The organism is Actinophytocola sp. (genome assembly GCF_036378875.1).
In the GTDB taxonomy this organism is placed as follows: Bacteria; Actinomycetota; Actinomycetes; order Mycobacteriales; family Pseudonocardiaceae; genus Actinophytocola.
In genome coordinates this window covers 1-26,028 of the sequence record NZ_DASUVO010000079.1, presented here as the reverse complement: position 1 = coordinate 26,028, position 26,028 = coordinate 1, and the positions used below count along the sequence as shown (strand labels likewise).

Sequence of the window (26,028 nt, the reverse complement as noted above, 5' to 3'; positions counted from 1 at the left end):
GGCGAAGTCAACTGGAACGAACTCTTCACCACCCTGCGCCAACTCAACTTCAACGGCATCGCCACCATCTGCGTCTTCGCCTGGGAAGAACGCGCCATCGAATCCAGCACCTACATGCTCGAACGAGTCACCAAGGAACTCGCCCCCTGAGGAGGAAACAGCAATGGTGAAACTCGGTGTCTACACCGCGATCCTGCACGATCGCGGTCTCCGAGAAGCCCTGGAGGTGATCAAGTCCCTTGGCCTCGTCGGCGCGGAGATCAACGCCGGCGGGTTCATCCCGACCCCACACCTTCCGGTGGACGAACTACTCAGCGGCAAGGTCAGCCCGGACGAGTACCTGAGCGTGTTCGCCGAGACCGGTGTGGAGCTGACCGGGCTGAACTGCAACGGCAACCCTCTGCACCCCGACCCCGAGGTCGGGCGGACCGACGCGCACGACCTGCGCCGCGCGATCGAGGTCGCCGGACTGCTCGGGGTCACCCGCATCGTGTGCATGTCCGGGCTCCCGGAAGCACATGCGGGCGGCACGGTCCCGGCCTGGAACGTCATCCCGTGGGACAGCACGTACCTCGACGCGCTCGAGTACCAGTGGGACACGGTGGCCGTCCCGTTCTGGCGCGAGATGAACGCCCGAGCAGCCGAGCACGGCGTGAAGCTGTGCATCGAGATGCACCCGCACAACCTGGTCTACAACCCGGCCACCCTGGAACGCCTCGTCGAACGGACCGGTGCGACCAACATCGGCGCCGAGATGGACACGAGCCACCTGTTCTGGCAGGGCATCGACCCGGTCGCGGCCGTCGAACACCTCGGCGACCTCGTCTTCCACGCCGCCGCCAAGGACACCAGGATCAACGACGCCGCCACGATCAACGGCGTGCTCGACGACCGGTTCAGCCGGGTGCCACCGGAGGAGGACCCGCTGTCCCTTGGCGGCCGCTACACCCTGTGCCGGTGGCCAACCAACTCCAGCTGGGACTTCGTCGCTGTCGGCCGCGGGCACGACGTCGAGTACTGGAGCCGGTTCCTGAACGCCCTCGAGAAGATCGACCCGAACATGGCGGTGAACGTCGAACACGAGGACGCGGAACTCGGCCAGCTCGAAGGACTCCAGGTCGCGGCGGAGACCCTCACGACCGCGCACGCGCGGCACCGGGTGCTCGCCTGAGATCATTTCGTCCAATGTAGACTGACAGGTGTCAGGCAACCGCAGGGGAGTTGTCTGGCCCGCGGCGGCGGTGGCGGCTTCGAGCCCCACCGCTGCTCGCGTTTCCCGAGCCGGTGGGTTAGGCTTCCGCCGTGCCTGTCGCTGTCCGTCTTGCCCCCGGTTGCCGCCCGCGCGGTTGCCGGGCGCCCGCACGACGTGTGCACGGACGCAGGGTGCGCTATGTGATCGGCTCCGAAGCTGGTCAGGTCAACGGGATGCGATGGCACGACGCGGCACGCGTCGTGCCGAGCGCTTTCGCCTGATTCCGAACCACCAGCACACAAGCCGTGGCGTATGCCTCGGCGCAGGAGCATGTCCACAATGAACAGTAGAACCTTCGTCCCGGCCGTGCCGGGACAACTTCCCCATGCCGACGGATATTTCGGTGCGTTCGGCGGCAAGTTCATCCCGGAGGCGCTGCTCGCCGTCGTCGACGAGGTCGCCGTCGAGTACGAGAAGGCCAAGGCGGATCCCGTGTTCGTCGCGGAACTCGAGGAACTGCTCGTCCACTACGCGGGACGCCCGAGCGCACTCACCGAGGTACGCAGGTTCGCCGCGCATGCCGGCGGCGCACGGGTGTTCCTCAAACGGGAGGACCTGAACCACACCGGCTCCCACAAGGTCAACAACGTGCTCGGACAGGCGTTGCTGACCAGGCGGATGGGCAAGCCACGGGTCATCGCGGAGACCGGAGCAGGCTCGCACGGGGTGGCGACCGCGACGGCGTGCGCGTTGTTCGGCCTGGAGTGCACCGTCTACATGGGTGAGGTCGACATCGACCGGCAGGCACTCAACGTGGCGCGAATGAAGATACTCGGCGCCGAGGTCGTTCCGGTCACCACCGGCTCCCGCACGCTCAAGGACGCCATCAACGAGACGTTCCGGGACTGGGTCGCCAACGTCGAGACCACGCACTACATCTTCGGCACGGTCGCCGGACCCCATCCGTTCCCGGCCATGATCCGTGACTTCCAGCGGATCATCGGAGTGGAGGCCCGCCGGCAGCTCCTCGATCGAACCGGACGGCTGCCGGACGCGGCGATCGCCTGTGTCGGCGGAGGATCGAACGCGATCGGCCTGTTCCACGCCTTCGTTCCGGACGAGGGTGTCCGCCTCGTCGGCTGCGAGGCGGCGGGGCACGGTGTGACGACCGGGAAGCACGCCGCGTCGCTGTCCGCCGGCGAACCCGGCATCCTGCACGGTTCGCGTTCCTATGTGCTGCAGGACGATGAGGGCCAGATCACCGAGGCCTTCTCGATCTCGGCCGGGCTCGACTATCCGGGTGTCGGGCCGGAGCACGCGTACCTGCACGACAGCGGCCGAGGCGAGTACCGGCCCGTCACGGACGACGCCGCGATGCGGGCGTTCCAGCTGCTCGCGTCGACCGAGGGCATCATCCCGGCGATCGAGAGCGCCCACGCGCTCGCCGGCGCCCTCGAGGTCGGCGCCGAACTCGGCCCGGACGGGCTGATCCTCGTGAGCCTGTCCGGTCGCGGCGACAAGGACATGGACATCGCGGGCCGCTACCTCGGTCGGCACTCGGTCGAGGAGGTCGCGCAGTGAACGAGCTACTGGCCTGCGCTCTGGCCAAGGCGAAGCAGGAGAACCGGGCTGCGCTCGTCACGTATCTGCCGGCCGGTTTCCCCACGGTTGCCGGTGGGATCGCCGCGATCCAGGCGACCCTGGACAGCGGCGCCGACGTCGTCGAGATCGGCCTCCCACACAGCGACCCGGTGCTGGACGGCCCGGTGATCCAGACCGCCGACGACATCGCCCTGCGCGGCGGTCTGCGGATCCGGGACGTCATGCGCACGGTGCGCGAGGCATATCAGGCCACCGGCAAGCCGGTACTGGTGATGTCGTACTGGAATCCGATCGCCCGGTACGGCATCGAGCGCTTCGCAGGCGAGCTGGCCGACGCGGGCGGCGCGGGCTGCATCCTGCTCGACCTGCCGGTGCAGGAGTCCGGACCGTGGCGCCGGCACGCCACCGAGCACGGCCTCGCCACCGTGTTCGTGGTCGCACCCAACACCACCGACGCACGGCTGCGGGAGGTCGCCTCGGCCGGCTCGGGGTTCGTCTACGCCTCGTCGCTGATGGGTGTCACCGGCGCTCGCGACTCGGTCAGCGACGCCGCGGGCTCGTTGGTGCGGCGCGTCCGGGCGGCGACCGACCTACCAGTCTGCGTGGGTATCGGCATCTCGAACGCGGCACAGGCCGCACAGGTCGCGGGCTTCGCCGACGGTGTGATCGTCGGCTCCGCCATGGTGCGGGCGATCCTGGACGCACCGGACCAGGCCTCGGGTCTCGCGGCCGTACGAACGCTCACCACCGAACTCGCCGACGGCGTCCGCCAACCCCATCAGGTGGGGCGATTCGATCGAGAGTGGCACCCCACCGGGGGTCGTCGGCGGCCACTCGGTGACCACCCGTAGTGGCCGGTTCTACCGGGGTACGAGCGGGGAAGTGACGGGCCCCTCCCCCGGGCACACACCGTCACATGAGCACATCCGACAGTCCATTTGCGACTCTGCGACCCGTGTCCACTCATGACAGTGTCCCTCCGCGTACCGCTGAGCAGTCAGGCACACGGAGGGATTGATCAACGTGTTCAATCGTGCTTTGCACTTCGTCGGTAGCGTGCCGGCGGAGGTCTCCGGCGACACGGAACAGGCGATGCGGTGGCTGCTCGACGGCGCCGGTGCGCACGAGATGACAGCACTGCCGAACGAGGACACGGTGTGGATCGTGCCGTGGCTGATGGCCCGACGGACGATCACCGACACCGGCCGCGGTCAGGAACCGCGGCCGGTGTTCGAAGTCGTGGTCGACGGCAAGGCCACCGACTACCGGGACCTGCCGATGTTCCGGATAGCCAAGGGCATCGCGCTGCGGCCCGAGCACATCGCCCTCGGCCGCGTCCGGCAGGTCAGCCAGAAGATGCCGGTGTTCCGGCAACTGCGTAACCTCTACGGCCGGCCACACCTGCGCCACCAGGTTTCCGTGCCGTCCCCTCTGGACATGGCGCTGTTCACCCTTGCCAGTCCCAAAGCGCCGATCGGGCTCTTCGCGAAAGCCGGCGCCGTCGCGATTGCGCTGCGGCACTACCGTCTGTTCCGGGACACCGAACTCGGCGAGATCGCCGAGCTGCACGACCGCTTCGCCGACGAACTGGTGTACCAGGTGGAGGCGCCGACCGTGCTGATCGGACTGTGGACCGTGCCCGCTCCGCTCAGGCCGGTCGTGGCGTGGCTGCTGGCACGGCAGATCGCCGGCTTCCTGACTCGGTTTCCCGACGACGCGCGAGTCGTGCTGCACCTCTGTTACGGCGACCTCGGCCACCGCTCGATGGTCCGTCCCGACAGCCTGAAACCGGCGGTGCTCTTCCTCAACATCCTCGCGTCCCAACTACGTCGCCGAAACCGGGAGCTGCCCAATGTGCACCTCCCGGCTGCTTTCGGCGACCAGCCGCCGCCGGTCGACGACGAGTTCTACCAGCCGCTCACCCGCCTCGACAACGGATACCGGCTCTACGCCGGCGTGGCCGACCATCGCGACCCCGACGTGTCGTCGACCGCGCTGCGGCTGTTCGAGAAAGCGGCTCGCCGGCGGGCCGTCGCGGTGGGTACGGCATGCGGTTTCGGCCGGGAACCGGTGGAACTCGCGAACAACGCGATCACGGTCTGCCGCACGCTCGCCGAGGTGAGCTACCCCCTGACCGAAACCCGCGCGCACTGACCCGACGAGTCCGCTCGCGGGGTCCGGCCCCGCGAGCGGACTCACGTGTCGAGGCAACTCCGCGGCACTGTTCCCCCGCCTCAAGGCGTGAGGCTAATGTGGACCCGATGACGGGTGACAGGCGCAAGGGCCCTTCCGACGCGGAGTTACGCGACGCGGTCCTGACCGGTTGGCACCGTCTCGGGACCAAGGTCAAACCGGGCGCAGACCAACTCGGCACGCTGTCGAAGCTGACCGGCCTACCGTTTCGTCAGCTGGACATGGTGCGCCAGGTCCGCAACCGGATCGCACACCCGGACGGCCCCATCCCCCGCGAACGGCTGATGGCGGCACTGCGCATCATCGCCGACGCCGAGCTACGACTCGCGGCCAAGAAGCAGCCCCGGCCGAAGCCCCGCAGGCAACAGCCCGCCAAGGGCCGCGGCACGGCACGCAAGAAGCCGGCCCCGAAACGGCCACCACGCGGGAAACCTCAGACGATCCGCCGACGGGCCACGCTCGTCACGGCCGCGATCATCACGTTCGTGATCGCCGCGAGCGTCGTCGTGTTCGTCCTGCTACAGACCTGAGGCACCAACGATCTCGCCCGTGTAGCAGCCTTCACCCGCGACGTCCACAACCCGATCGGGTCATCCCCGAGCGAAAGTCCCATTCGTGCCGCGGGGCCCCCCGCTTTCCACACTACCGGCGGGGACCGACAGTTTCGCCCGCGCGAACCGTCACTGGCGAGCGGTTCACCCACCCGAGCCGAGCGAAAGTCCCATTGGTGGCGAACTGCACGGCACCCTGGCGGGAGTCACTGTTGCGCCTGGTGCGCGATGAAGGGAGCCTTCCTCACCGTGCGCGCGATCGTCTGCTGCGACGGCCTCACCGGCTTTCCGGAGGCGATCGAGACCACCTGGCCGCGGTGCACGGTGCAGACCTGCACCGTGCACCTGATCCGCGCGGCGATGCGGTTCATCTCCTACCAGGACCGCAAGAAGGTCGCCGCCGCCCTGAAGCCGATCTACACCGCACCCACCATCGAGGCCGCTCTCACGCCGAGTTGATGGCCTTCGCCGACTCCGCACTCGGCAGGACACCTTCATCGCATCGCCGCCGGGGCTGGATCAGCCGTTCTCGAGCCAGCTCACCTGCTCCGGGGTCAGCTGGACGTCCAGGGCGCGCAGCGAACCGTGAGTCTCGGCGAGTGTGCGTGGGCCGATGAGCGCGAACGTCGGGAAAGGCTGGTGCAGCACGTAAGCGAGCGCGACCGCCGTCGCCGGGACGCTCAGCGACGCCGCCAGTTCCTCGGCCCTGGCCAGTCGTGCGAAGTTGCTTTCGCTGTAGTAGCAGCGAACCAGCTCCGGGTCGGAGCGGTCGTCGGGGTGGGCACGGCCGGTGAAGAAACCGCGGGCCTGGCTCGACCACGGCAGCAGCGGAAGGTCGTGGGTGCGCAACCAGTCCCGCGACACGGCGTCCGTGACGTGGACGCAGCCCTCCCACGGGACCGCGTACGCCTCGGCCAGGCTGAAGTGGTTGCTCAGCGCGGCGAACCCCGCCCGCCCGTTGCGTTCGGCGTACTCCGCGGCCTGCTCGACCCGGTCCAGCGTCCAGTTCGACACGCCGTAGGCCCGCACGCGACCGGCGGCCCGCTCCTCCTCCATCGCGTCGACGAACTCGCCCACCGGGATGGCGAGGTTGTCGCGGTGCATCAGGTACAGGTCGACGTGGTCGGTGCGTAGCCGTTCCAGCGACTCGCCGAGCTGGCGGTGCAACGACTCGGGATCGCAGTGCGGTGTGTGCGCGCCCTTGCCGATGATCACGACCTCGTCGCGGACGCCGTGGCTGGCCACCCACTCGCCGAGCAGCCGCTCCATGCTGCCGTCGCCGTAGAGCCACGCGGTGTCGAAGCAGTTGCCGCCCTGCTCGACGAAGTCGTCGAACATCACCGTGGCGTGGGTGAGGTCGCGCTGGTTGTCCACGCCCATCACCAGCCGCGACACCGGCTTGGTGATGCCGGGAAGCTGGCCGTACGGCATGCGGTGGCCCGCGGCCCGCGCCAACGGTCTGCCGTGGACGGTCGCGACCGTCCGCTCGCTCGGGTACACGAGACCGATCGCCTGCCGCCACGCGTCCAGCGCCGCCGCGTTGCCGAGGCTGTCGGCCCACGACATCGTCGGCGACTGGCGGGCGTCGAGGTGTTCGGCGACCACGTCGGCCTCGGCGGCGTACTGCGGGACCGCTGCCGTGGTGACCTCCCGCACGTCCTGCCCGACGCGGTGCACCGTTACCCGACCCGGCTCGTCGGCCGGCGGGATCCACGGCGTGCTCACCTCCAGGTAGCCCTCGCTGCCGTAGACGCGGATCGTGTCGTCGGTGGTCACGCGAACGCCGGCCGCGACCTGCGCGACGAGCCCGTCACCGAAGTCGAGGGTGGCGACGGCCCACTCGTCGACCCCGGTGTCGCCGAGGTGTCCGGCGCCGGTCACGCTCACCGGCTCGGCGAACGGCAGGCCGAGGGCCGCGCCGGCGACGAGCCGGGCGGCGGACACCGGGTAGCCGCCGACGTCGAGGATCCCGCCCCCGCCCAGCTCCGGAAGGAAGAGCCGCCCGGTCGGGTCCTGCGCGGTGGCGAACGAGAACGACGCCTGGATGTGGTGCACGGTGCCGATAGCGCCGTCCCGGACCAGCTCCGTCATGGCCTGGATCTGCGGGTGGCACCGGTACATGTACGCCTCCATCAGGAAGACGTCGTGCCGGCGTGCCGCCTCCACGGCTGCCATCGCGTGGGCCCAGGTGACGGCGAGCGGCTTCTCGCACAGCACGTGCTTGCCCGCCTCCGCCGCCCGGATCACCCACCGCGCGTGGATCGGGTGCGGGGTGGCGAGGTAGACGGCGTCGATCTCGGGGTCGTCGAGGACGTCCTGGTAGGAGCCATAGGAGCGGGCGGCGCCGAACTCGGCGGCGAAAGCGGCACCGCGCTCCGGGTCCCGGCTGCCGACGGCGACCAGGCGACCGGTGCGTGACCGCGGCAACTGTCCCGCGAACGCTCGAGCGATTCTGCCGGGACCGATGATGCCCCAGCTCAAGTGGTCAGCCATCAGTGATGATCCTATACGCACTCATCTAGCGTGTGCGCCATGACGAACGTCTACGACGTCCCCCTGCGGACGCTGACCGGTGAACCGACCACGCTCGCGCCGCTGCGCGGCAAGGTGGTCCTGATCGTCAATGTCGCGTCGAAGTGCGGGCTGACCCCGCAGTACAGCGGTCTCGAGCGCCTCCAGGAGCGCTACGCCGACCGCGGCTTCTCCGTGGTCGGCTTCCCGTGCAACCAGTTCGGCGGGCAGGAACCGGGCACCGCCGAGGAGATCCAGACGTTCTGTTCGACCACCTACGGCGTCACGTTCCCGATGATGGAGAAGGTCGACGTCAACGGCCCGGACCGCCACCCGCTCTACGCCGAGCTGACGACCACCGAGGACAGCGAGGGCAACGCGGGCGACGTCCAGTGGAACTTCGAGAAGTTCCTCGTCGACCCGGCCGGCAAGATCGTGGCGCGCTTCCGGCCGACCACCGCGCCGGAGGACGAGGTCGTGACCGGCGCCATCGAGGCCGCGCTGGCGGCCTGACCGGGTAGCTTGACGCGTATGGCTCGGTCGCCGGCACGCGGTCCCTCGATCATCGACGTCGCTCGTCTCGCGGGCGTCTCGGTGCCCACGGTGTCGCGCGTCATCAACGGGTCGGTGCCCGTGAGCGCCGAGCGCCGGGACCGCGTGGTCACGGCGATCCAGGAGCTGGGCTACCGGCCGAACGGCGCGGCACGCGCGCTGGTGACCGGGCGACAGTCGGTCATCGCGGTGCTCGCCAGCAACACCACCCGCTACGGCTACGCCACGACGATCCAGGGCATCGAGGAGGCCGCCCGCCTGGCCGGCTTCATCGTGATGATCACGGTCATCGAGACCGACGAGCCGGAGGCCGTGCGGGCCACAGTGGACCTGGCGCTGAGCCACCCGGTCGCCGGCGTCGTGGTGTTGAGGTTCGACCCGGCCGGCGCCGCGGCGCTGCGGGCCCTCCCGGCGGGCCTCCCCGTCGTGGCGGCGGCAGGCGGCAAGGGCGACGGCGTCCCCCATGCTGTACTGGACGACATGGCGGGCGCCATGGCGGCGACCGAGTACCTGCTCGGGCTCGGCCACCGAACCGTGCACCACCTGGCGGTCCCGGCGTCCGGCCGGCGGGTCGGCCGGACGACCGGGTGGCGGCGGGCACTCACCGAGGCCGGCGCGGAGGTGCCGCCGGTCCTGGACACCGGCTGGGACCCCGAACGCGCCCACCGAACCGCGCTCCAGATCGCGGACCGTGCCGACATCACGGCCGTACTGTGCGGCAACGACGAGCTGGCGGTGGCCTTCATGCGCGGCCTGCACGAGGCGGGCCGCCGCGTCCCGGACGAGATCAGCGTGGTCGGCTTCGACGACCACCCACTCGGCCGCTACCTGACCCCAGCACTCACCACGGTCCGCCAGGACTTCGCCGACCTCGGCCGCCGCTCCTTCGCCCTCCTCGGAGGCCTACTCGACACGGGCGAAGCGGAAAAGACCTCCTCGACGGCGCCTTCCCTCGTGATCCGGGAGAGCAGCGGCCCTCCCCCGCAGGCCCACTGACGCCCGTCTTTCGCAGGCCCAGCCGCGGTGTGACGGGCTGGTCAAGGCCGCTGCGCGGGCGCGCGCCGCGCAGCACTACCCTTCCGAGGAAGATCGCATCAAGCCTGGCGCGCACCCGCGGGATGCGGGTCAGGCCCGCTTCGCCAGGGCCAGGGCGCTGCGGGCGGGTGCGGCGCGTTCGAGACATGAGCGATGTCTCGAAAGACGCGCTGATGACGTTGAATGTCACGAAAGCGTCTTTCGTGACATCGCCCCGTGGCACACAGGCCGCCCGCGCCACCTGGTGTGCGTGCACGAAGCAAGATCATCGGTGGATTCGGGTCGAGTGTCTCGGGGCTGCCCTTCGAGACTTCGCCGCGCTCGCTCGCGAGTTGCCAACAACATCGTCCTACGCCCCCAGGGCACCCTTGAGGCATCGGGCCGGGCGCTACTCGCCCGGCCGCGCAGCGGGGTCTCCGCCCGCCGCAGCCCCATGGCACGGCGAAGCCAGTTCGGTGGGCTCCGGGCGTGCCCGAAGGCCCCTTCGGTGCCGGCCCACTGACCGCTCCCACCCGCTGACAGCGACCCATTGACTCCGGCCATGAAAACGTTATCATTTGCTGGCGTCTTGTTAGCGTTAACATCATCTAGGTAGGGCATGGTGCCGATGACGTCACGTCCCTTTGGCCTGGTCTGGGGCCATTCCGCGCTTTCCGTTGAGCTGGCCGCACCCGCGGACGGACCGGTGCGCCTGGTCAGCCTCACGGCCACGGACGTGAGCGCGCACATCGCCACGCCGTCGCCCGGGCCGGGGCAGCCATTGGTCGAGGTACTGGTGGCGGGCGAGGGGTATCGGTGGTCCGGGCCGCGGTCAGTGGACACAGTCGTGGGTGACCGGTTGCGGGTCACCGGGCATCGGGAACTGCGGCAGGACGGCTGGTCGATCCTCGAGGTCGACCAGGCCGACGAACGCAGTGGCCTTCGCGCGAGGGTCTGCTTTCGGACGCGGGAGGGGATGCCCGCCGTCCAGATGTGGACCCATGTGTATGCGGCCGGCCCGGATCCGGTGGTCCTGCACGCCGTCAGCTCGCTCGCCGGCACCTTCGCGTCGCCGGCCGCGGTGGACGGGGTCGTGGTCCACCTGGCCGAGAACGACTGGCTCGCCGAGAACCGGTGGGAGGGGCGGCCGGTGCGGCAGCGGCGACTGCCCGATGTGGACCTCGCCCTCCACGACCAACACCCGCGTGGCGCGTTGACCGTGGTCAGCCACGGTTCCTGGTCGAGCGGCGAGTACCTGCCGACCGGCGTCCTCCACGACACCGCGAGCGGGCAGGCCTGGGCCTGGCAGATCGAGCACAACGGCGCGTGGCGGTGGGAGGTCGGCGAGCGCACCGACGGCGTCTACCTCACCGCCCTGGGCCCCAACGACGCCGACCACCAGTGGCAGCATCCGCTCGACCCGGGGCAGGAGTTCGTGAGCGTGCCCGTCGGGCTCGCCGTCGGTGACGGGTTCGACGCGGCGGTCGCGGCGCTCACCGGGTACCGGCGGGCGATCCGGCGGGCACACCCCGATCGGGAAACGTTGCCGGTCGTCTTCAACGACTACATGAACACCCTCGACGGCGATCCGACGACCGAGCGCCTGCTGCCGCTGATCGACGCGGCGGCACGGGCCGGCGCCGAGTATTTCTGCATCGACGCCGGCTGGTACGACGAGGACGGCACCTGGTGGGACAGCGTCGGTGCCTGGACGCCGTCCACCACCCGCTTTCCCGGCGGCCTCGGCGAGGTGATCGATCACATCCGGGCCTCCGGGATGGCGCCCGGCCTGTGGCTCGAACCCGAGGTGGTCGGTGTGCGGAGCCCGGTCGCGGACATCCTGCCGCCGGACGCGTTCTTCCAGCGCGACGGCCACCGGCAGGTCGAGCACGGCCGCTACCACCTGGACCTCACCCACCCGGACGCTCGCGCGCACCTCGACGCGACGATCGACCGGCTGGTCGGCGAGTTCGGCATCCGGTACTTCAAGCTGGACTACAACATCAACCCCGGGCCGGGCACGCAGGCCAAGGCCGACTCGGCCGGTGCCGGGCTCCTCGCGCACAACCGGGCGCATCTGCGCTGGCTGGCCGGCGTCGTCGACCGGCATCCCGGTCTGGTGCTGGAGAACTGCGCGTCCGGTGCCATGCGAATGGACTACGCGATGCTGTCCGTGCTGCAGCTGCAGTCCACAAGCGACCAGCGAAACCCGTTGCGGTACCCGCCGATCGCGGTCGCGGCGCCGATGTCGGTGCTGCCGGAGCAGTCGGCGAGCTGGGCCTACCCGCAGCCGGAGATGAGCGACGAGGAGATCGCCTTCACGATGTGCACGGCGATGCTCGGCCGTCTCTACCTGTCCGGCCACCTGAACCGGATGAGCGAAGCGCGGTTCGCGCTCGTGCGGGACGGAGTCGTGGCACACCAGGCGATCCGCGCCGACCTCGCCCGCGCCGTGCCGTTCTGGCCGTTGGGGCTGCCGGACTGGGACGCGCCCTGGCTCGCGCTCGGGCTGCGCACCGAGGCGTGCACCTACCTCGCGGTGTGGCGGCGGCCGGGGGCTGACGAGAACGTCGAGCTGCCCATCCCCCACCTGCGCGGCACCCGGCCGCGGCTCGACGTGGTGTACCCGAACAGCTTGCCGGCGTGGCCGCACTCGTGGCGCCCCGACACCGGTGTCCTCGACCTGACCGCCCCGACCGCGCCGTCCGCACGCATCGTGCGGTTGACGCCCTGATCCCCCTCCCCCAGCCCAGAGGAGTGACTCAATGAAGAGGTTCCTGACCGCCACGGCATTACTGAGCGCGCTGGTACTGACGGCGTGCAGCGATCCGGGGGCGGGACCGGCGGCGAACGCCGGCCCCGGTGAGTGGCCGGACCCCACCGCCAAGCTGGACGGCGTCGAGCTGACCATCTGGGCCGCGCAGAACAGCAACACCGTGCCGAAGGAGGTGGTGTCGGCCTTCGAGAAGGCGACCGGCGCCTCGGTCAAGATCGACACGATCCCCGACCCCTACGAGCAGAGCATCCAGACCCGGGTGGCCACCGGTGACCTGCCGGACCTGGCGTTCTGGCAGCCCACCGCGTCGATGCTGACCGCGATCAACGCGCCATCGAAGCTGCAGTCGCTGGAGGGCGCGCCCTGGATCGACGAGCTGGACCCGGCGCTGCGGGACATCACCGGCATCCTCGACGGCACCCGGTACGCCGCGCTCGTCACCAGCCCCGCGGTGATCGGTGTGTACTACAACAAGAAGGTCTTCGCCGAGCACGGGGTGACCGCGCCGCCCGCGAACTTCGCCGAGCTGGTCGACCTCGGGCGCAAGCTCAAGGGAGAAGGCGTCACGCCGTTCTACGAGATGGGCGGTGACCGGTGGGCCACGCAGTGGGCCGTGCAGGTGCAGTTGGCCGACGCGGTCAAGGACGGCTTCTGGGAGAAGCTCAACGAGGGTAAGGAATCCTTCGAGAGCCCGGTGATGCTCGACGCCATCCGCACGTACCAGGGCATGGTCAAAGAAGGGCTCTACAACGACGACATCGTGACGGCCACCTTCGAGGACCAGGGCGACGCTCTGATGTCCGGCAAGGCGGCCATGGTGTTCCAGGTCAACTCGTTCTTCGGGCAGCTGCAGGCGAAGGCGGACACCGCGGAGCTGAACGACACGATCGGGTTCTTCCCGATCTCGCCGTCCGGCCACGTTGGCATGGTGATCCCGGACCAGAGCAACGCGTTGGTGGCCTTCCGGACCGGGGACGCGACCCGCGAGGCCGCGGCGCGGCAGCTGCTCTCGTTCTGGATGGGCCAGGGTTACGCCGACTTCGTCGCCGACCGCCAGACCGTCTCCCTCAAGTCCGGTGTGGACAGCCCGGCTGGCGTGCCGCAGGCGCTGCTCGACGTGCACGCCTCGCTGCCCGACTCGGTGGGCTCCATGCAGGCGCTGGCCGTCGCCAACCCCGACCTGTACATCAACCTCGCCGACATGCTCGCGGGAGAGATGACCCCGGAGGAGGTCGCCAGCACGACGCAGGACCAGTTCGAGCAACTGGCCAAAGCCGCGGGCAAATGACTCAAGCGGTCATCACCCCGCCGGCCTCGTCCACGAGGCCGGCGGGGGTCCCGAAGCCGGGTGCGCCGTCCCGTCGGGAGCGGGCCTCGCACCCGGCGTGGTTCCTGCTCCCGGCACTGGCCGTGCTCGGCGTGTTCTTCTTCGTGCCGACCATCTTCAACTTCGTCTACGCGTTCACCGACTGGTCCGGGTTCAAGAGCGAGATCAACCCGGTCGGGTTCGACAACTTCACCGAGCTGGCCGGCAGCGGCACGCTGTTCTCCTCGCTGCGCGTGACGCTCGTGTACGCGTTGCTGGTCGCGATCTTCCAGAACGTGTTCGGGCTGGTGCTCGCGGTGCTGCTGGAACGGGACAACGTCCTGAACCGCGCTGTCCGCGCGGTGTTCTTCGTCCCGGTGCTGATGTCCGCGTTGGCCGTCGGGTACGTCTTCCAGGCGTTGCTGAAGCCGGAGGGCGCGCTCAACGACGTGCTCGGTCTGCTCGTCGGGTCGGACGTGACGATCCCGTGGCTCGGCAGTACCACGTGGACGATCGTGGTCGTCGCGCTGATCCACGCGTGGAAGTGGATGGGCCTGTCGATGCTGATCTACCTCGCCGGGCTGAAGACCATGCCGCAGGACGTGCTCGAGGCGGCCAGGATCGACGGCGCGACGCCGTGGAAGACGTTCTGGACCATCCGGTTCCCGCTACTCGCCCCCGCGGTCACGTTCAGCGTGTCGACCGCACTGCTTGGGTCGATGAACGGGTTCGACGTGGTGCAGGCGACCACGGAGGGCGGGCCGGCACGCACCACCGAGATCCTCAACATCTTCATCTACCGCACCTTCGGGCAGGGACTGTTCGCCCAGGCCACCACCATGAGCCTGGTCCTGTTCCTGATGGTCGCGCTGATCGCCTATCCGGTGATCAAGCTGTTGCGGCGGCGGGAGGAAGTGCTGTGACCAGGAAACTGCAGCCCATGGTGGCGGTCGTGCTGGCGGCCGTGTTCGTCGGTATTCCACTGTGGATGGTCGTCGTGACGGCCGGCAAGTCGCAGGGTGAGGCGCTCGAGCCGACGCTCGCACTGCCGTCGCGGTGGCACCTGCTGGACAACCTGCGTGCGGTGTGGGAGCAGGGGCGGATCCCGCAGGCGCTCGCCGGCAGCCTGCTGGTCATGCTCCCGGCGGTGACGATCGTGCTGTTGTTCGGCTCGATGGCCGCCTGGGTGCTGGCCCGGCGCAAGGGGCGGGTGTTCGCGTTCGTCTACGCGGCGGGCATCAGCGGCATCGTGCTTCCGCCCGCCGTCGTCACGATCGTCCTGCTGCTGCGCCAGCTCGGCCTGGCCGGCACGGCCGCCGGCATGGTCGGTGTGTACGCCGGCATCTACCTGTCGACGGTCATCTTCTTCGTCACCGGCTTCGTACGGACCATCCCCGTGGAGCTGGAGGAGGCGGCGCGGATCGACGGCGCCGGACCGGTCACCGTGTTCTGGCGGGTCATCCTGCCGCTGCTGCGCCCGGTGCTGGCGACCGCGACGATCCTGATCTGTCTGTACGTGTGGAACGACGTGTTCTACGCGTTCTTCGTGCTCGGCGGCAGCCTGGACACGTTGCCGCTCAACCTGTTCCAGGTGGCGAGCGCGGGTCTGTACCTCAACAACTGGCATCTGATCTTCGCCTACGTACTCGTGATGAGCATCCCGCTGCTGGTCGTGTTCGTGGTCGCGCAGCGGAAGATCATCGCCGGCATCACGAGCGGCGCGGTCAAGTAACTCCTCGGAAGTGGAGACGACATGCGAAAACTGATCGTCGCGGTCGCGGCGCTGTCCGTGGCCGCCGGCGTGACCGGCGCCCTGCCCGCACAGGCGCAGGCCGTCCAGCAGGTGCGCGTCGACCTCGGTCAGCGCACCGGCACGTTCCTCGGCGCCGGCGGCGGTGTCCTGTATGGACTGTCCGACGACGGCGTGCCGAGCGACAACACCCTCGAACCTCTGCGCATGCACAGCATCGCGCAGAAACCACCGGCCGGCGCCCAACACCCGAACGGTGACGCGCTCGTCGTCGCCGACCCGTTCATCCGCAACGGCGGCGAGTACGTCCAGATCTACGTGCAGGACATGTACGCGCAGTGGGAGTACGAGAACCCCGGTGGCGTCGTGCCGTGCAACCAGGTCTGCTTCGACGACTACATGACGAAGCTGGCGTGGGTGGTCGACCAGGCGTCCCGCAGCCCGCACGCCGACCGGTTCGTCTACGTGCTGTTCAACGAGCCGGACCACATCTGGTACCAGCTCGGCACGAGCGACGACGCGGCGTACCGGACCAGGATGGCCGCGTTCCTGCCGCAGTGGAAGCAGGCGGTCCAGTATGTTCGCGCGCACCACCCCGGCGCCCGCGTGATGGGCATGAACGACGCGACGTTCCACGAGCGCAACTACGCCGACTTCCTCGCCTACGCCCGGGACAACGACGTGCTGCCGGACATCACCTCGTGGCACCAACTGCCGTCCAACAGCCTCGATCCCGCGAGCGACAACTACTTCCGCACCACCTACCGGACCTACCGCGACCTGGAGCGCTCACTCGGCGTCTCCCCCCGGCCGATCAACATCAACGAGTACGGCGGCAACCGCGACCTCACCGTGCCGGGCCAGCTGGTCAAGTGGACCGCCATGTTCGAGGAGGCCAAGGTCGCGGCAGGCGGCAAGGCCTACTGGACCGCGGCGGGCGGCCTCGCCGGCGATGTCGTCCAGACCAACAAGCCGGGCGCCGGCTGGTGGTTCTACAAGATGTACGCGGACATGCGCGGCGGGCAGACGGTCGCGGTCAGCCGCCCGGACACCACGAGCGTGGACGCCATGGAGGCGCTCGCGGTCGTCGACGACCGGCGTAAGCAGGCGCGGATCGTGGCCGGCGGCACGGCATCGGACTTCGACGTGGTGGTCGACGGCGCCAACCGGTTCGGCGGGCGGGTGAACGTGACGGTGTCGGCGACGACGTGGAGCGGTCAGAACTCGGACGCGGCACCGCCGGAGGTGTTGTTCCTCGGCGATCTCACCCCGAAGGGCGGACGGCTGACCGTGCCGATCCGCGGTCTGGACCGAGCCGGCGACGGCGGCGCCAACGCGGACCTGATGGCGGCGTACGAGATCGTCCTCACGCCGGGCGGCAAGGGGTCGCGCGAGCCGGTGGCACGGCCGTGGCGCGCGGTGTACGAGGCGGAGAACGCGCACATCACGGCCGGCACGGCGTACACGCAGGGCACCGTGCAGAACTGGAACGGGGCACCCGCGTCCGGTAACCGGGACGTGGGGTCGCTGAACCAGCCCGACAGCGCGGTGACGTTCGGCGTCGACGTGCCGACGGCCGGGAAGTACCGGCTGGGCATCATGTACGGCAACCAGACCGGCGCGCACTCACAGCAGGCGCTGACCGTCAACGGCGGCCAGGCACGGTTCGTCGACTACGAGGCGACGATGAACTGGACGTGGCGGACCCGCGCGGACGTCGTCGTGGACCTCGTCCAGGGCCACAACGAGATCCGTCTCGGCAAGTCCCACCCGGCCGTCGGCACCGCGGTCGGTGAGGCCACATTGGACCGACTCGACCTCGAGCAGGTCGCGCCGGCCCCGCAACGGCTGTACGAAGCCGAGTTGAGCCAGACCACGGGCCCGGCCGGGTACGCCTACGACCAACCCTCGCAGTCCGGCAGTGGCCACCTGACACTGCGGCGTGGCGGCGAGGCGCTGTTCGTGGTGTACGCGGAGCAGGACGGCTACTACGACCTGGACTTCCGGCACAGCGCGTCGAAGTCGGGCACCGTGGCCAAGGTCGGGCTGGACCGGCGTGAGGTGGGTGTGCTCCGCGGCCAGCCGGGTGGCCGGTTCTGGGACACCGACCGGCAGCGCCTGTTCCTGTCGGCCGGCGTCAACCGGGTCACCGTGAACGCGACCGCCCCGATGCGGCTGGACCGGGTCACCGCGACCCCAGCCTCGGGCACGGTGCGGTCGGTCGAGGCGGAGGACGCGACGCTCGCCGGCACCGCGGCCGTCCGAACGAACGCGAACGCCTCGGGCGGCGAGTTCGTGGGCGGTGTTGGCAACGGACCGGGGAACTCGGTGACGTTCGAGGTGCGGGCCGAACGGGCGGGCCAGCACATGCTGGTCGTGCACTACGCGAACGACGAGCGCGACACCGGGCATCCGTACAACACCGACATCATCTCGCGGCCGCTGGACGTGGCGGTCAACGGCGGTGAGCCGGCCCGGTTCTGGTTCAAGAACACGTGGTCGTGGGGCAACTGGTGGGCGCGGGGTGTCCCGGTCACGCTTGCCAAGGGCCGCAACGTGATCACGCTGTTCAACGACCCGGCGAACGGCGCGACCGCGCCGTCCTGCCCGGCGCCGTGCCGTCCCGTCCTGGACAGCGGCTGGGCGCCGGACCTCGACCGGTTCGACATCGCCCCGATCAGGATCGGCTGAGAACATCGGGGTATGGATCTCGCGAAGGCGGTGACCGCCGCGCCCGACCGGTTCGGCATGTCCGGTGGACCGGTTCGGGTGCGGCGGCTCGGCGCTGGCGAGACCTACGAGGCGTGGCACGTCCACGCCGGCGCCGAGGATGTCGTGGTGCGGATCGTCCACCGGCCGGTCGCCGAACTGCCCCGGCCCATGGCGGCCGAGTTCGACATGCTCCGACTGGTGCCGGACGGCTTCGGACCGCGCCCGGTGCTGCTCGACGAGACGACCGACCTACTCGGGCGGCCGTTCATGGTCACCACGTTTGTGCCGGGGAGCATCGTGCCGCCCGACCGGTGGACACCCGAGTTGCTGACCACCCACGCGCGCCGGCTGGCCCACCTGCACGGGTCCTCGCGGCCGGGCGGCACGCGGGTAGCGGACCACTTCCGGGACAGCCTCGCCTGGTGGACGGGCCACCACCCGGAGATCGTCGCGCAGGTGACGCACCTCGTGCCGCTGGTGGCCGCCTTCGTCGAGCCGACACCGCCGGCGCCACGGCACACGCTCGTGCACGGAGACGCCGTCGTCACGAACATCCTCGTCGACGACGCCGGAACACCGCGCTACATCGACTGGGAGTGGACCGGTTTCGGTGACCCAGCCCAGGATCTCGCGCTCCTCGGCGGCCCGATCGCCGTGGCGCCCTGGTACGTCCCGCTCGGTCCGGCCGCGCTGGACCACTTCCTCGCCGCGTACCGGACGGTTCACGACGACGAGACGCTCCCCGTGCGGCGCGCGGCGTGGGAGGTGTGTGACCGCTTCTTCACCTCACTGCACTACCGCAGGCAGCCACACCACCACGATGTCGCGGCCCAGCTCACGACGGCCGTCGAACGGGTGGTCGGCCACGGTCATGGCACGGACAGCTGATAGATGCCACGGCCGAAGGTGCCCGCCACCAGCCGGTGCGTCCCCGGGTCGTACTCGATGTCGTCCACCGGGACGAGTGGCAGGTCGCGGCCCAGCCGCCACCACCGGGCGGTGCCCGCCGGGGAGACGAACACGCCCTGGTCGGTGGCGACGTACAGCGTGCGGCCGTGGCCGAGGACCACGTCGTTGACCGGAGCCTGCGGCAGGTTGCCGGACAGGTCCCGCCATGACGTCCCGCCGTCGCGGGACACGAGCACGTGCGGGGCGTACGAGCCGGACCGGTAGCCCGACAGCGTCGCGTACACAGTGGACGCCCGGCGTGGGTCGACGGCGATGCGGGTCACCCACTGGTCGCCGTCCCGCAGCAGTGTCCACGTGGCACCGAGGTCGGTGGTGCGCCACAGGCGGCCGTCGTCGGTGCCGACGTAGATCGTGCGCGGGTCCGACGGCGCGGCGGCCACGGTGGTGATGGTGCCGAACGGGTAGGTGTCCTGGCCTGGGCCGCCGGTGAGGTCCGGGCTGATCGGCGTCCAGGTCACGCCGTTGTCGGTCGACCGGTTCAGCCGGTTGCCGCCGTAGTACAGGACGTTCGGGTCGGTGGGGTCGAACTGCACCGGGGTGAACCAGTTGCGGCGGTCCGAGGTGGTGCGGTCGGAGAAGAACTCGAGCGTGTCGCCGCCGTCGACGGACCGGTAGCAGTTGCCGTACTGGTAGCAGGCGAACACGTTGTCCACGTCGGTCGGGTTGATCAGGTTCTCCTCGCCGTCGCCGCCGGCGTACTCGTTGAACCGCACCGGACCCCACGAACGCAGCGAGCCGTTGTCCTGGGTGCCGCCGGAGATCCGCGACGGGTCCTGCGGGCTGATCGCAAGGCTGTAGAACTGGGTGTACGGCTCGTGGGTGGCCTTCACCCAGCCACCGTCGCCGTCGCTGTCGGACCGGTACACGCCACCGTCGTTGCCCAGGTACACCCGGGCCGGGTAGCGCGGATCCCAGGTCATCGCGTGGTGGTCGACGTGGATGGACTCGCTGTCGGCCGACCAGGTCCGTCCGCCGTCGTGTGTGGTCAGCAACGCGACGCCGGCGACGTGGACGTGGTTGGCGTCGTTCGGGTTCACCCATACCTTGCCGAACCACCAGGCGAAGCTGGACTGCGAGGCGACCAGCGCCGGGTCGTCCGGCAGGCGCGTCCAGGTCTCGCCGGCGTCCGAGGACGTGTGGAAACCGCCGAACGGCTGGGCGGACGTGGCGCCGCGCCCGACGATGGCGTACAGCCGGTTCGGGTCCGACGGCGCGACGCCGAGGCCGATGCGCCCGACGTCGGCCGCGGGCGGTAGGAGCCCGTCGAGCCGCTGCCAGGTGTCGCCGCCGTCGGTCGACCGGTACACACCGGACCCGACTCCGCTGTAGGAACGGCGGTCCGGTTGGCGAAGGTGGTCCCACAGCACCGCGTACACGCGGTCCGGGTCGGTCGGGTCGAACACGACCTCGCTCGCGCCGGTGGTGTCGTTGACCCCGGCCAACACCCTGGTCCACGTGCGGCCGCCGTCTTCTGTGCGGTAGACGCCGCGGTCACCGCCGGGGTTGAACAGCGACCCGGTGGCCGCGACGAAGATCCGCCGGGAGTCACGCGGGTCGACCACGATCTCACCGACCGCGCCCGAGTCACGGAGCCCGATGTTCGTCCAGGTGCGGCCGCTGTCGGCGGAGCGGTACACGCCGGTGCCGGTGTAGGTGATGCTGCCGCCGCCGGGATTGGCCTCGCCGGTGCCGACGTAGATCGTGCCGTTGGGAGTGACGGCCACCGAGCCCATCGCCTGAGTCAGGTTGTCCGGCCATGCCGGCGCGAACGTGGCACCCGCGTCCGTCGACCGCCACAGGCCGCCGGATGCCGCCGCCGCGTACACCGTGTCCCGCCGGCGTGGGTCCAGGGCGAGGTCAACGATGCGGCCGCCGATGTTGGTCGGCCCGACGAACCGCCAGCGTGCTCCCGCCACCGGCACCTGCCCGGCGGCCTCGGCCGCGAGGTCGTACGCGTGCCGGGGCAACTCCTGCCCTGGCAACGTCTTCTGCAGGAACCGGTGTTCGGCCGGCGCGGACGGACCACGCACGGGCCGGTACTCGACCGGTGCGACATCGGCCGCGGCGCCGGGCGGAACGAGCAGCGCCGCGACGCTCACGAGGACGGGCAGCAGAAGAGATGGACGCGCCATGGCAGCCCCCGGCGTCGGGTCGATGCGTAATCGACCCGAGGCTAGGAGCTAGCCAAACTCCGCACAGCCGCCGAACGGTCGCACTTCGTGATCGTCAGGCCCGGTAGGCCATGCGCCGGTCGTCGCGACCCGGCGGGCGGGTGCGGCGCGGACGCGGACGGGCCAGTTCCGGTGTGTCCCGGACGTACTCGTACCGCGGCTCCTCCGCCGGCTCCCGCTCCCCGCTGAGAACCGCGAGCCCGATCATGCTGGCGACGAGCGACAGGTGAATCCCAACGTTCGCCGAGTGGAACGGCACGAGTGCCGGATCGATGACCGTGCCGAACTGCCACAGCAGGAAGTACACGACCCCACCGCCGATGAGGAACGCGCGCGCCGCACGCGGCCCCCGGCTCAACGTGAACCCAACCAGCCCGAACCCAAGGTGGACGACGTTGTCCAGCGTGCCTGGCCCGACATCCAGCACCGCACCCAGCACGAACAACCCAGCCACGACGAGAGTGACGACCTGCCCCGGCTCACGACGTGCTCGTGTGTACTCCCTCAATCTGCGCACCTTCCCCTCACCCGGATCAAAACACGGTCGGGACGCCCCACCGCCTCAAAGTGGTGCCCAACCAAGATGCCTCCAAAACCACAGACGCACAGAACGACGCGCCGGTTGCGACAAAAAGATCAACGCGAACGGGTCATCCGGTGGCACCGGGTGAGGTGACCGAGCGAACGCGTCCGGCCACGCGGCGTGCGGCGTACACGAAAACGCGACTCGCGGGGGCTGAACGCGCGACTCGCGAGGGTTAGGCGTCCATGTGTTCGCGGAGGGTGCGGGGGCGCATGTCGGTCCACGTCTCGTCGACGTAGGCGCTGCACTCGTCCTTGGTGCCGGTGGGGCCTTCGGCGCGCCAGCCGGCCGGGATGTCGAGGTGGGCCGGCCAGAGGGAGTACTGCTCCTCGTCGTTGACCAGCACTCGGTAGGTGGCGTCGTCCCTCATGGGTTTGGTTCCTCACTGTCGGTGCGCCCCGGGTAATGGCGCAGGGTCGGGTTCACAGTGACCGCGACGGCGGCCACTGCCATGCCCGCCGCGCTGATCAGCACGGCGGAGGTCGGGGTCACGGCCTGCGCCAGCAGGCCGCCGAGAAGAGGGCCCAGCGCGGCCGCCGCGCCCATGGCGACGTTGAGCGTGCCGCTGAGCCGGCCGCGCAGCTCGTCCGGAGTGAGCAGCAGCTGGTGGGTGATGATCGTGGTGTTGGCGGTCGGCGCCAGCAGGGCCATCAGCGCGAACAGGCCGCCCAGCAGGTAGCCGCTGTCGACCAGCACGGCCAGCGGGGCCAGGAGCGCCAGCGCCCAGAACACGCCCGCGATGGCGACATGCGGCGACAGTCGGCGGTGCAGTGACGGGGCCAGCAGCGAGCCCACGACGCCACCCACGCCCAACAGGGCCGCCATCACGCCGATCTCGCCGGACGGGGTGCCGCGCCGCTCCGCCAGTACGACGACCACCAGATAGAAGGCCGCGAAGAACAGGTTCAGCGCCACCGCGCACGCGGTCGTCACCCGGATCTCGCGGCGCTGCCACAACCATCGCAGACCCTCTCTGATCTCGCGGCCCAGGTGACGCAGCGGCGCGGGCGTGACCTCGCGCGCGGGCATGCGGACGAACGCCAGCGTCGTGAACGCGATCACGTGGGTCAGCAGGTCCAGCAGGAACGGGGCCCACCGGGCGACGCCGAACAGCACGCCGCCCAGTGCGGTGCCGGCCATCTGGCCGACCGACGAGCGGGCGTTGTTCGTCGCGATCGCGGTGGCCAACTGCTGGTCCGGGACGAGCGAGGGCAGGCTCGCGTCCTCCGCCGGCTCGAACAGTGCCCGGCACGCGCCAAGCACGGCGGCCACCGCGATCATGTGGGTGACCGTGGCCGCGTCGAGCAGCAACGCGCCGACCAGGCTCGCCAGTGCGAGTACCTGCGCCAGCTCGCACACCAGCATGATCCGCCTGCGGTCCCACCGGTCCACGAGCGCGCCGCCGGGCAGTGCGAGGACCGCCTGGGCGACCGCGTCGGCGGCCAGCACCAGGCCCGACGCCGCCGCCGAGCCGGTGATCGCCAGCACCACGAGCGGGAAGGCCAGCATCGACGCGCTGAAGCCGATCTCCGCGCAGCCCTGCCCCACCCACAGCAGCGTGAAGTTCCGGTTCCGCGCGAGCGGGACGGTGTCGGCGGTCGTCATCGGACATCGCCCGCGATGCCGCGCAGTGCCTGGGCGAAGTCCGCCGCCAGCGCCTCGATCGTGGCCCGGCCGAACCGGTCGGTCCGGTAGTACCAGGCGAACGACAGCCGGCCGTCGGTCACGTCGCCGACCACGTCCACGAGGTTCTCGCCGTGGTCGGCCGGGTCGTGGTCGGCGCCGATGGCGGGCAGCGTGGCGCCGAACAGGCTCTGCTCCGTGTCCTCGGCGCGTGAGTCGAACTGGCCGAGGTAGTTGAACGACAGCCGCGGCAGCGGACCCGGCGGGTCGAGCGTGCCGAGGTAACGCAGGGCGCCGTAGCCGAAGCCGTTACCCGGCAACGCCCGCAGCTGCTTGCGCACGCCTCGGACAACCGTGCGCCAGTCCCCGTCGGGGACGGTCAGCGCGACCGGGAACATCGTGGTGAACCAGCCGACCGTGCGGGACACGTCGAGGTCGAGCACGTCCTCGCGGCCGTGTCCCTCGAGGGTCACCGCGACCTGGTCGCGGCCGGTCCACCGGCGCAGCGCCCACGCCAGCGCGGCGAGCAGCACGTCGTTGACCCGGGTGCGGTACGCGGTGGGGGCGGCTCGCAGCAACGCCTCGGTGTCGGCGGCGTCCAGTTCGATTCCCACGGCGTCGGTGCCGACCGGGCCCTCCGGACCGGCAGGCAGGTCGCCGCGCTCCGAGGCCGCCGACCAGTACGGCAGTTCGTGGTCCAGGCCGCCTGCGGTGACCAGCTCGGTCAGCGCGGTTGACCAGTGCTGCCATGACGTGCTCTTGGCGCCGAGGTCGACGGGCTCGCCCCGCAGTGCCTGGTGGTAGGCGGTGTCGAGGTCGTCGGCCAGGATGCGCCAGGACACGCCGTCCACGACGAGGTGGTGCGCGACGAGCAGCAGCCGGGGGTGGCTGCCGTCGGCGAACCGGAAGAGCAGCGCCCGCAACAGCGGCCCGGTGGCCAGGTCGAAGCTCGCGTGCGCGGCGTCGGCCAGGTCGAGCACGGCCGGGTCATCGGGTTCGGGCAGTTCGTGCACGGCCAGGAACTCGACCGGCTCGTGTGGCGTGTGTTCGGCGTGCCAGCCGGTCCCGTCGTGACGGAACCGCAGCCGCAGTGCGTCATGGTGTGCGACGAGCGCGTCGAGCGCGGTGCGGAGGGCGCCCTCGTCGGGGTCGGTGGACAGTTCGACGTGGCTGGCCTGGTTGAAGTGGTGGACGTTGGTTCGGTCGGAGGTGAAGAACCAGTGCTGGATCGGCGTCAGTGGCGCCGGGCCGGTCACCTCGGCGCGGTCTTCCGCCGCGGTGTCGACCGTGACGATCGGGGCCAGTTCGGCGATCGTCCTGGCGTGGAACAGGTCCTTCGTGGACAGATGGAGTCCGTGCCGGCGAGCCCTGGCCACGACCTGGATGCTGAGGATGGAGTCACCGCCGAGCGCGAAGAAGTTGTCGGTGACGCCGACCTGGTCCAGCCCGAGCACGTCCGCCCACACCTGGGCGAGCGTGGTCTCCACCGGCGTGCTTGGCGCGACGTACTCGGTGGTCGCGTAGTCCGGCTCGGGCAGTGCGCGCCGGTCGACCTTGCCGTTGGGGGACATGGGAAGCGCGTCGATGACCGCGAACCCGGTCGGCACGAGGTACTCGGGCAGCCGTTCGGCCAGGAAGTCCCGCAGCTCGCCACCGGTCGGCGCGTGGTCCGCGACGACGTACCCGACGAGTCGCTTGTGACCGGCCGGGTCGGTGCGGACCGCCGCCACGGCGTCGGTGACGTCGGGGTGTGCGCGCAGCGCGGCCTCGACCTCGCCGAGCTCGATGCGGAAGCCGCGGACCTTCACCTGGTCGTCGGCGCGGCCGAGGAACTCCAGCTCGCCCGTTGAACTCCAGCGCACGAGGTCGCCGGTCCGGTACATGCGCTCCCCCGGCGTCCCGTGCGGGTTGGCGACGAACCGGGTCGCGGTGAGTCCCGGCCGGCCGAGGTAGCCACGGGCCAGTCCGACGCCGGCGACGTACAGCTCGCCGGGCACACCGACCGGCACCGGCCGCAGGTCCGTGTCGAGCACGTGCGCGCGGGTGTGCCAGATCGGCCGGCCGATCGGCGGCGTGCCCTGGTCCGGTGACAGCGGTTCGGACCAGGTGGCGACCACTGTGGCCTCGGTCGGCCCATAGGCGTTGATCAGTCGGCGGCCGGGTGCCCACTGTCGCACGAGCGCGGCCGAGCAGGCGTCGCCGCCGACGATCAACGTGGTCAGGTCGGGCAGGTCGGTGTCCGGCACGGTGGCCAGCGCGACCGGCGGGATGAGCGTGTGGCTGACGCGGCAGTCACGCAGCACAGCGCCGAGGTGCTCGCCGAGCAGCGGCCCCGGTGGCGGGACGACGATGGCCGCGCCGTGCGGCATCGCCAGGCACAGCTCCAGCACGGACGCGTCGAAGCTGGGCGACGAGAACGCCAACACCCTGTCCCCCGGCCGCACCGCGAACCGGTCCGCCTCGGCGAACGCGAAGTTCGCCAAACCGGCATGGGTCACCACGACCCCCTTGGGCCGCCCGGTC

General features: G+C 70.3%; 20 protein-coding genes and 1 pseudogene. 15 read left to right on the top strand and 6 right to left on the bottom strand.

The features are described from left to right. Positions 1-163 precede the first annotated feature (163 nt). The 7 genes and pseudogenes from VF106_RS22960 to VF106_RS22935 form a co-directional block, all read left to right on the top strand. Positions 164-1,171 carry a sugar phosphate isomerase/epimerase family protein gene (locus tag VF106_RS22960; RefSeq protein ID WP_330841859.1) on the top strand — a complete coding sequence of 336 codons (1,008 nt, stop codon included), beginning with the start codon at positions 164-166 and terminating at the stop codon, positions 1,169-1,171. A 131-nt stretch (positions 1,172-1,302) separates the two neighbouring features. Beyond that, complete coding sequence (gene trpM / locus VF106_RS50950) at positions 1,303-1,473, top strand: tryptophan biosynthesis modulator TrpM (RefSeq protein WP_414639046.1); 171 nt, start codon at positions 1,303-1,305, stop codon at positions 1,471-1,473. Between the two features lie 58 nt (positions 1,474-1,531). Beyond that, the gene (trpB, locus tag VF106_RS22955) at positions 1,532-2,773 is read left to right on the top strand and encodes a tryptophan synthase subunit beta (RefSeq protein ID WP_330841858.1); all 1,242 of its coding nucleotides are present in this window, start codon (positions 1,532-1,534) and stop codon (positions 2,771-2,773) included. Beyond that, the gene (trpA, locus tag VF106_RS22950) at positions 2,770-3,645 is read left to right on the top strand and encodes a tryptophan synthase subunit alpha (RefSeq protein WP_330841857.1); all 876 of its coding nucleotides are present in this window, start codon (positions 2,770-2,772) and stop codon (positions 3,643-3,645) included. The genes trpB and trpA overlap by 4 nt, the downstream gene beginning before the upstream one ends. Before the next feature lie 172 nt (positions 3,646-3,817). Next, positions 3,818-4,948, top strand: a complete 1,131-nt coding sequence (locus VF106_RS22945) for a hypothetical protein (protein WP_330841856.1) — start codon at positions 3,818-3,820, stop codon at positions 4,946-4,948. A 107-nt stretch (positions 4,949-5,055) separates the two neighbouring features. Next, entirely contained in the window at positions 5,056-5,517 is a 462-nt protein-coding gene (locus tag VF106_RS22940; RefSeq protein WP_330841855.1) for a hypothetical protein, read from the top strand. A 279-nt stretch (positions 5,518-5,796) separates the two neighbouring features. Then, positions 5,797-6,026: pseudogene (locus VF106_RS22935) on the top strand (transposase); the annotation flags it as partial. 31 nt (positions 6,027-6,057) lie between these two features. Here the strand turns inward: VF106_RS22935 and VF106_RS22930 are convergent. Beyond that, the gene (locus tag VF106_RS22930; RefSeq protein ID WP_330841854.1) at positions 6,058-8,031 is read right to left on the bottom strand and encodes an aldo/keto reductase; all 1,974 of its coding nucleotides are present in this window, start codon (positions 8,029-8,031) and stop codon (positions 6,058-6,060) included. A gap of 39 nt (positions 8,032-8,070) precedes the next feature. On the opposite strand from VF106_RS22930, the gene VF106_RS22925 reads away from it, so the two are divergent. From VF106_RS22925 to VF106_RS22890, 8 genes are all read left to right on the top strand, one after another. Further along, positions 8,071-8,562 carry a glutathione peroxidase gene (locus VF106_RS22925; protein WP_330841853.1) on the top strand — a complete coding sequence of 164 codons (492 nt, stop codon included), beginning with the start codon at positions 8,071-8,073 and terminating at the stop codon, positions 8,560-8,562. 18 nt (positions 8,563-8,580) lie between these two features. Further along, entirely contained in the window at positions 8,581-9,597 is a 1,017-nt protein-coding gene (locus tag VF106_RS22920) for a LacI family DNA-binding transcriptional regulator (RefSeq protein WP_330841852.1), read from the top strand. A gap of 646 nt (positions 9,598-10,243) precedes the next feature. Then, positions 10,244-12,349: a glycoside hydrolase family 36 protein gene (locus VF106_RS22915; RefSeq protein WP_330841851.1), complete on the top strand. Its 2,106-nt coding sequence runs from the start codon at positions 10,244-10,246 to the stop codon at positions 12,347-12,349. Between the two features lie 31 nt (positions 12,350-12,380). Next, positions 12,381-13,679 (top strand): ABC transporter substrate-binding protein, encoded by a 1,299-nt coding sequence (locus tag VF106_RS22910; protein WP_330841850.1) that lies wholly within the window; start codon positions 12,381-12,383, stop codon positions 13,677-13,679. Then, complete coding sequence (locus tag VF106_RS22905; RefSeq protein ID WP_330841849.1) at positions 13,676-14,620, top strand: carbohydrate ABC transporter permease; 945 nt, start codon at positions 13,676-13,678, stop codon at positions 14,618-14,620. Before VF106_RS22910 ends, VF106_RS22905 begins: the two co-directional genes overlap by 4 nt. Beyond that, the gene (locus VF106_RS22900) at positions 14,617-15,429 is read left to right on the top strand and encodes a carbohydrate ABC transporter permease (RefSeq protein WP_330841848.1); all 813 of its coding nucleotides are present in this window, start codon (positions 14,617-14,619) and stop codon (positions 15,427-15,429) included. Before VF106_RS22905 ends, VF106_RS22900 begins: the two co-directional genes overlap by 4 nt. Before the next feature lie 21 nt (positions 15,430-15,450). Beyond that, a complete protein-coding gene (locus tag VF106_RS22895) occupies positions 15,451-18,138 on the top strand; it encodes a carbohydrate-binding protein (RefSeq protein WP_330841847.1) in 2,688 nt (895 codons plus the stop codon). Between the two features lie 12 nt (positions 18,139-18,150). Next, positions 18,151-19,047 carry a phosphotransferase family protein gene (locus VF106_RS22890; protein WP_330841846.1) on the top strand — a complete coding sequence of 299 codons (897 nt, stop codon included), beginning with the start codon at positions 18,151-18,153 and terminating at the stop codon, positions 19,045-19,047. Here the strand turns inward: VF106_RS22890 and VF106_RS22885 are convergent. The 5 genes from VF106_RS22885 to VF106_RS22865 form a co-directional block, all read right to left on the bottom strand. After that, positions 19,029-21,260 (bottom strand): WD40/YVTN/BNR-like repeat-containing protein, encoded by a 2,232-nt coding sequence (locus VF106_RS22885; RefSeq protein WP_330841845.1) that lies wholly within the window; start codon positions 21,258-21,260, stop codon positions 19,029-19,031. The genes VF106_RS22890 and VF106_RS22885 overlap by 19 nt on opposite strands. 94 nt (positions 21,261-21,354) lie before the next feature. After that, entirely contained in the window at positions 21,355-21,807 is a 453-nt protein-coding gene (locus VF106_RS22880) for a DUF4383 domain-containing protein (protein WP_330841844.1), read from the bottom strand. A gap of 250 nt (positions 21,808-22,057) precedes the next feature. Continuing rightward, on the bottom strand, positions 22,058-22,252 hold the full coding sequence (locus tag VF106_RS22875) for an MbtH family protein (protein WP_330841843.1): 195 nt from the start codon (positions 22,250-22,252) through the stop codon (positions 22,058-22,060). Then, a complete protein-coding gene (locus VF106_RS22870) occupies positions 22,249-23,487 on the bottom strand; it encodes an MFS transporter (protein WP_330841842.1) in 1,239 nt (412 codons plus the stop codon). Before VF106_RS22870 ends, VF106_RS22875 begins: the two co-directional genes overlap by 4 nt. Then, positions 23,484-26,028, bottom strand: a 2,545-nt coding sequence (locus VF106_RS22865; protein WP_330841841.1) for a condensation domain-containing protein, incomplete at its 5' end; no start/stop codon positions are given. The genes VF106_RS22870 and VF106_RS22865, both read right to left, overlap by 4 nt.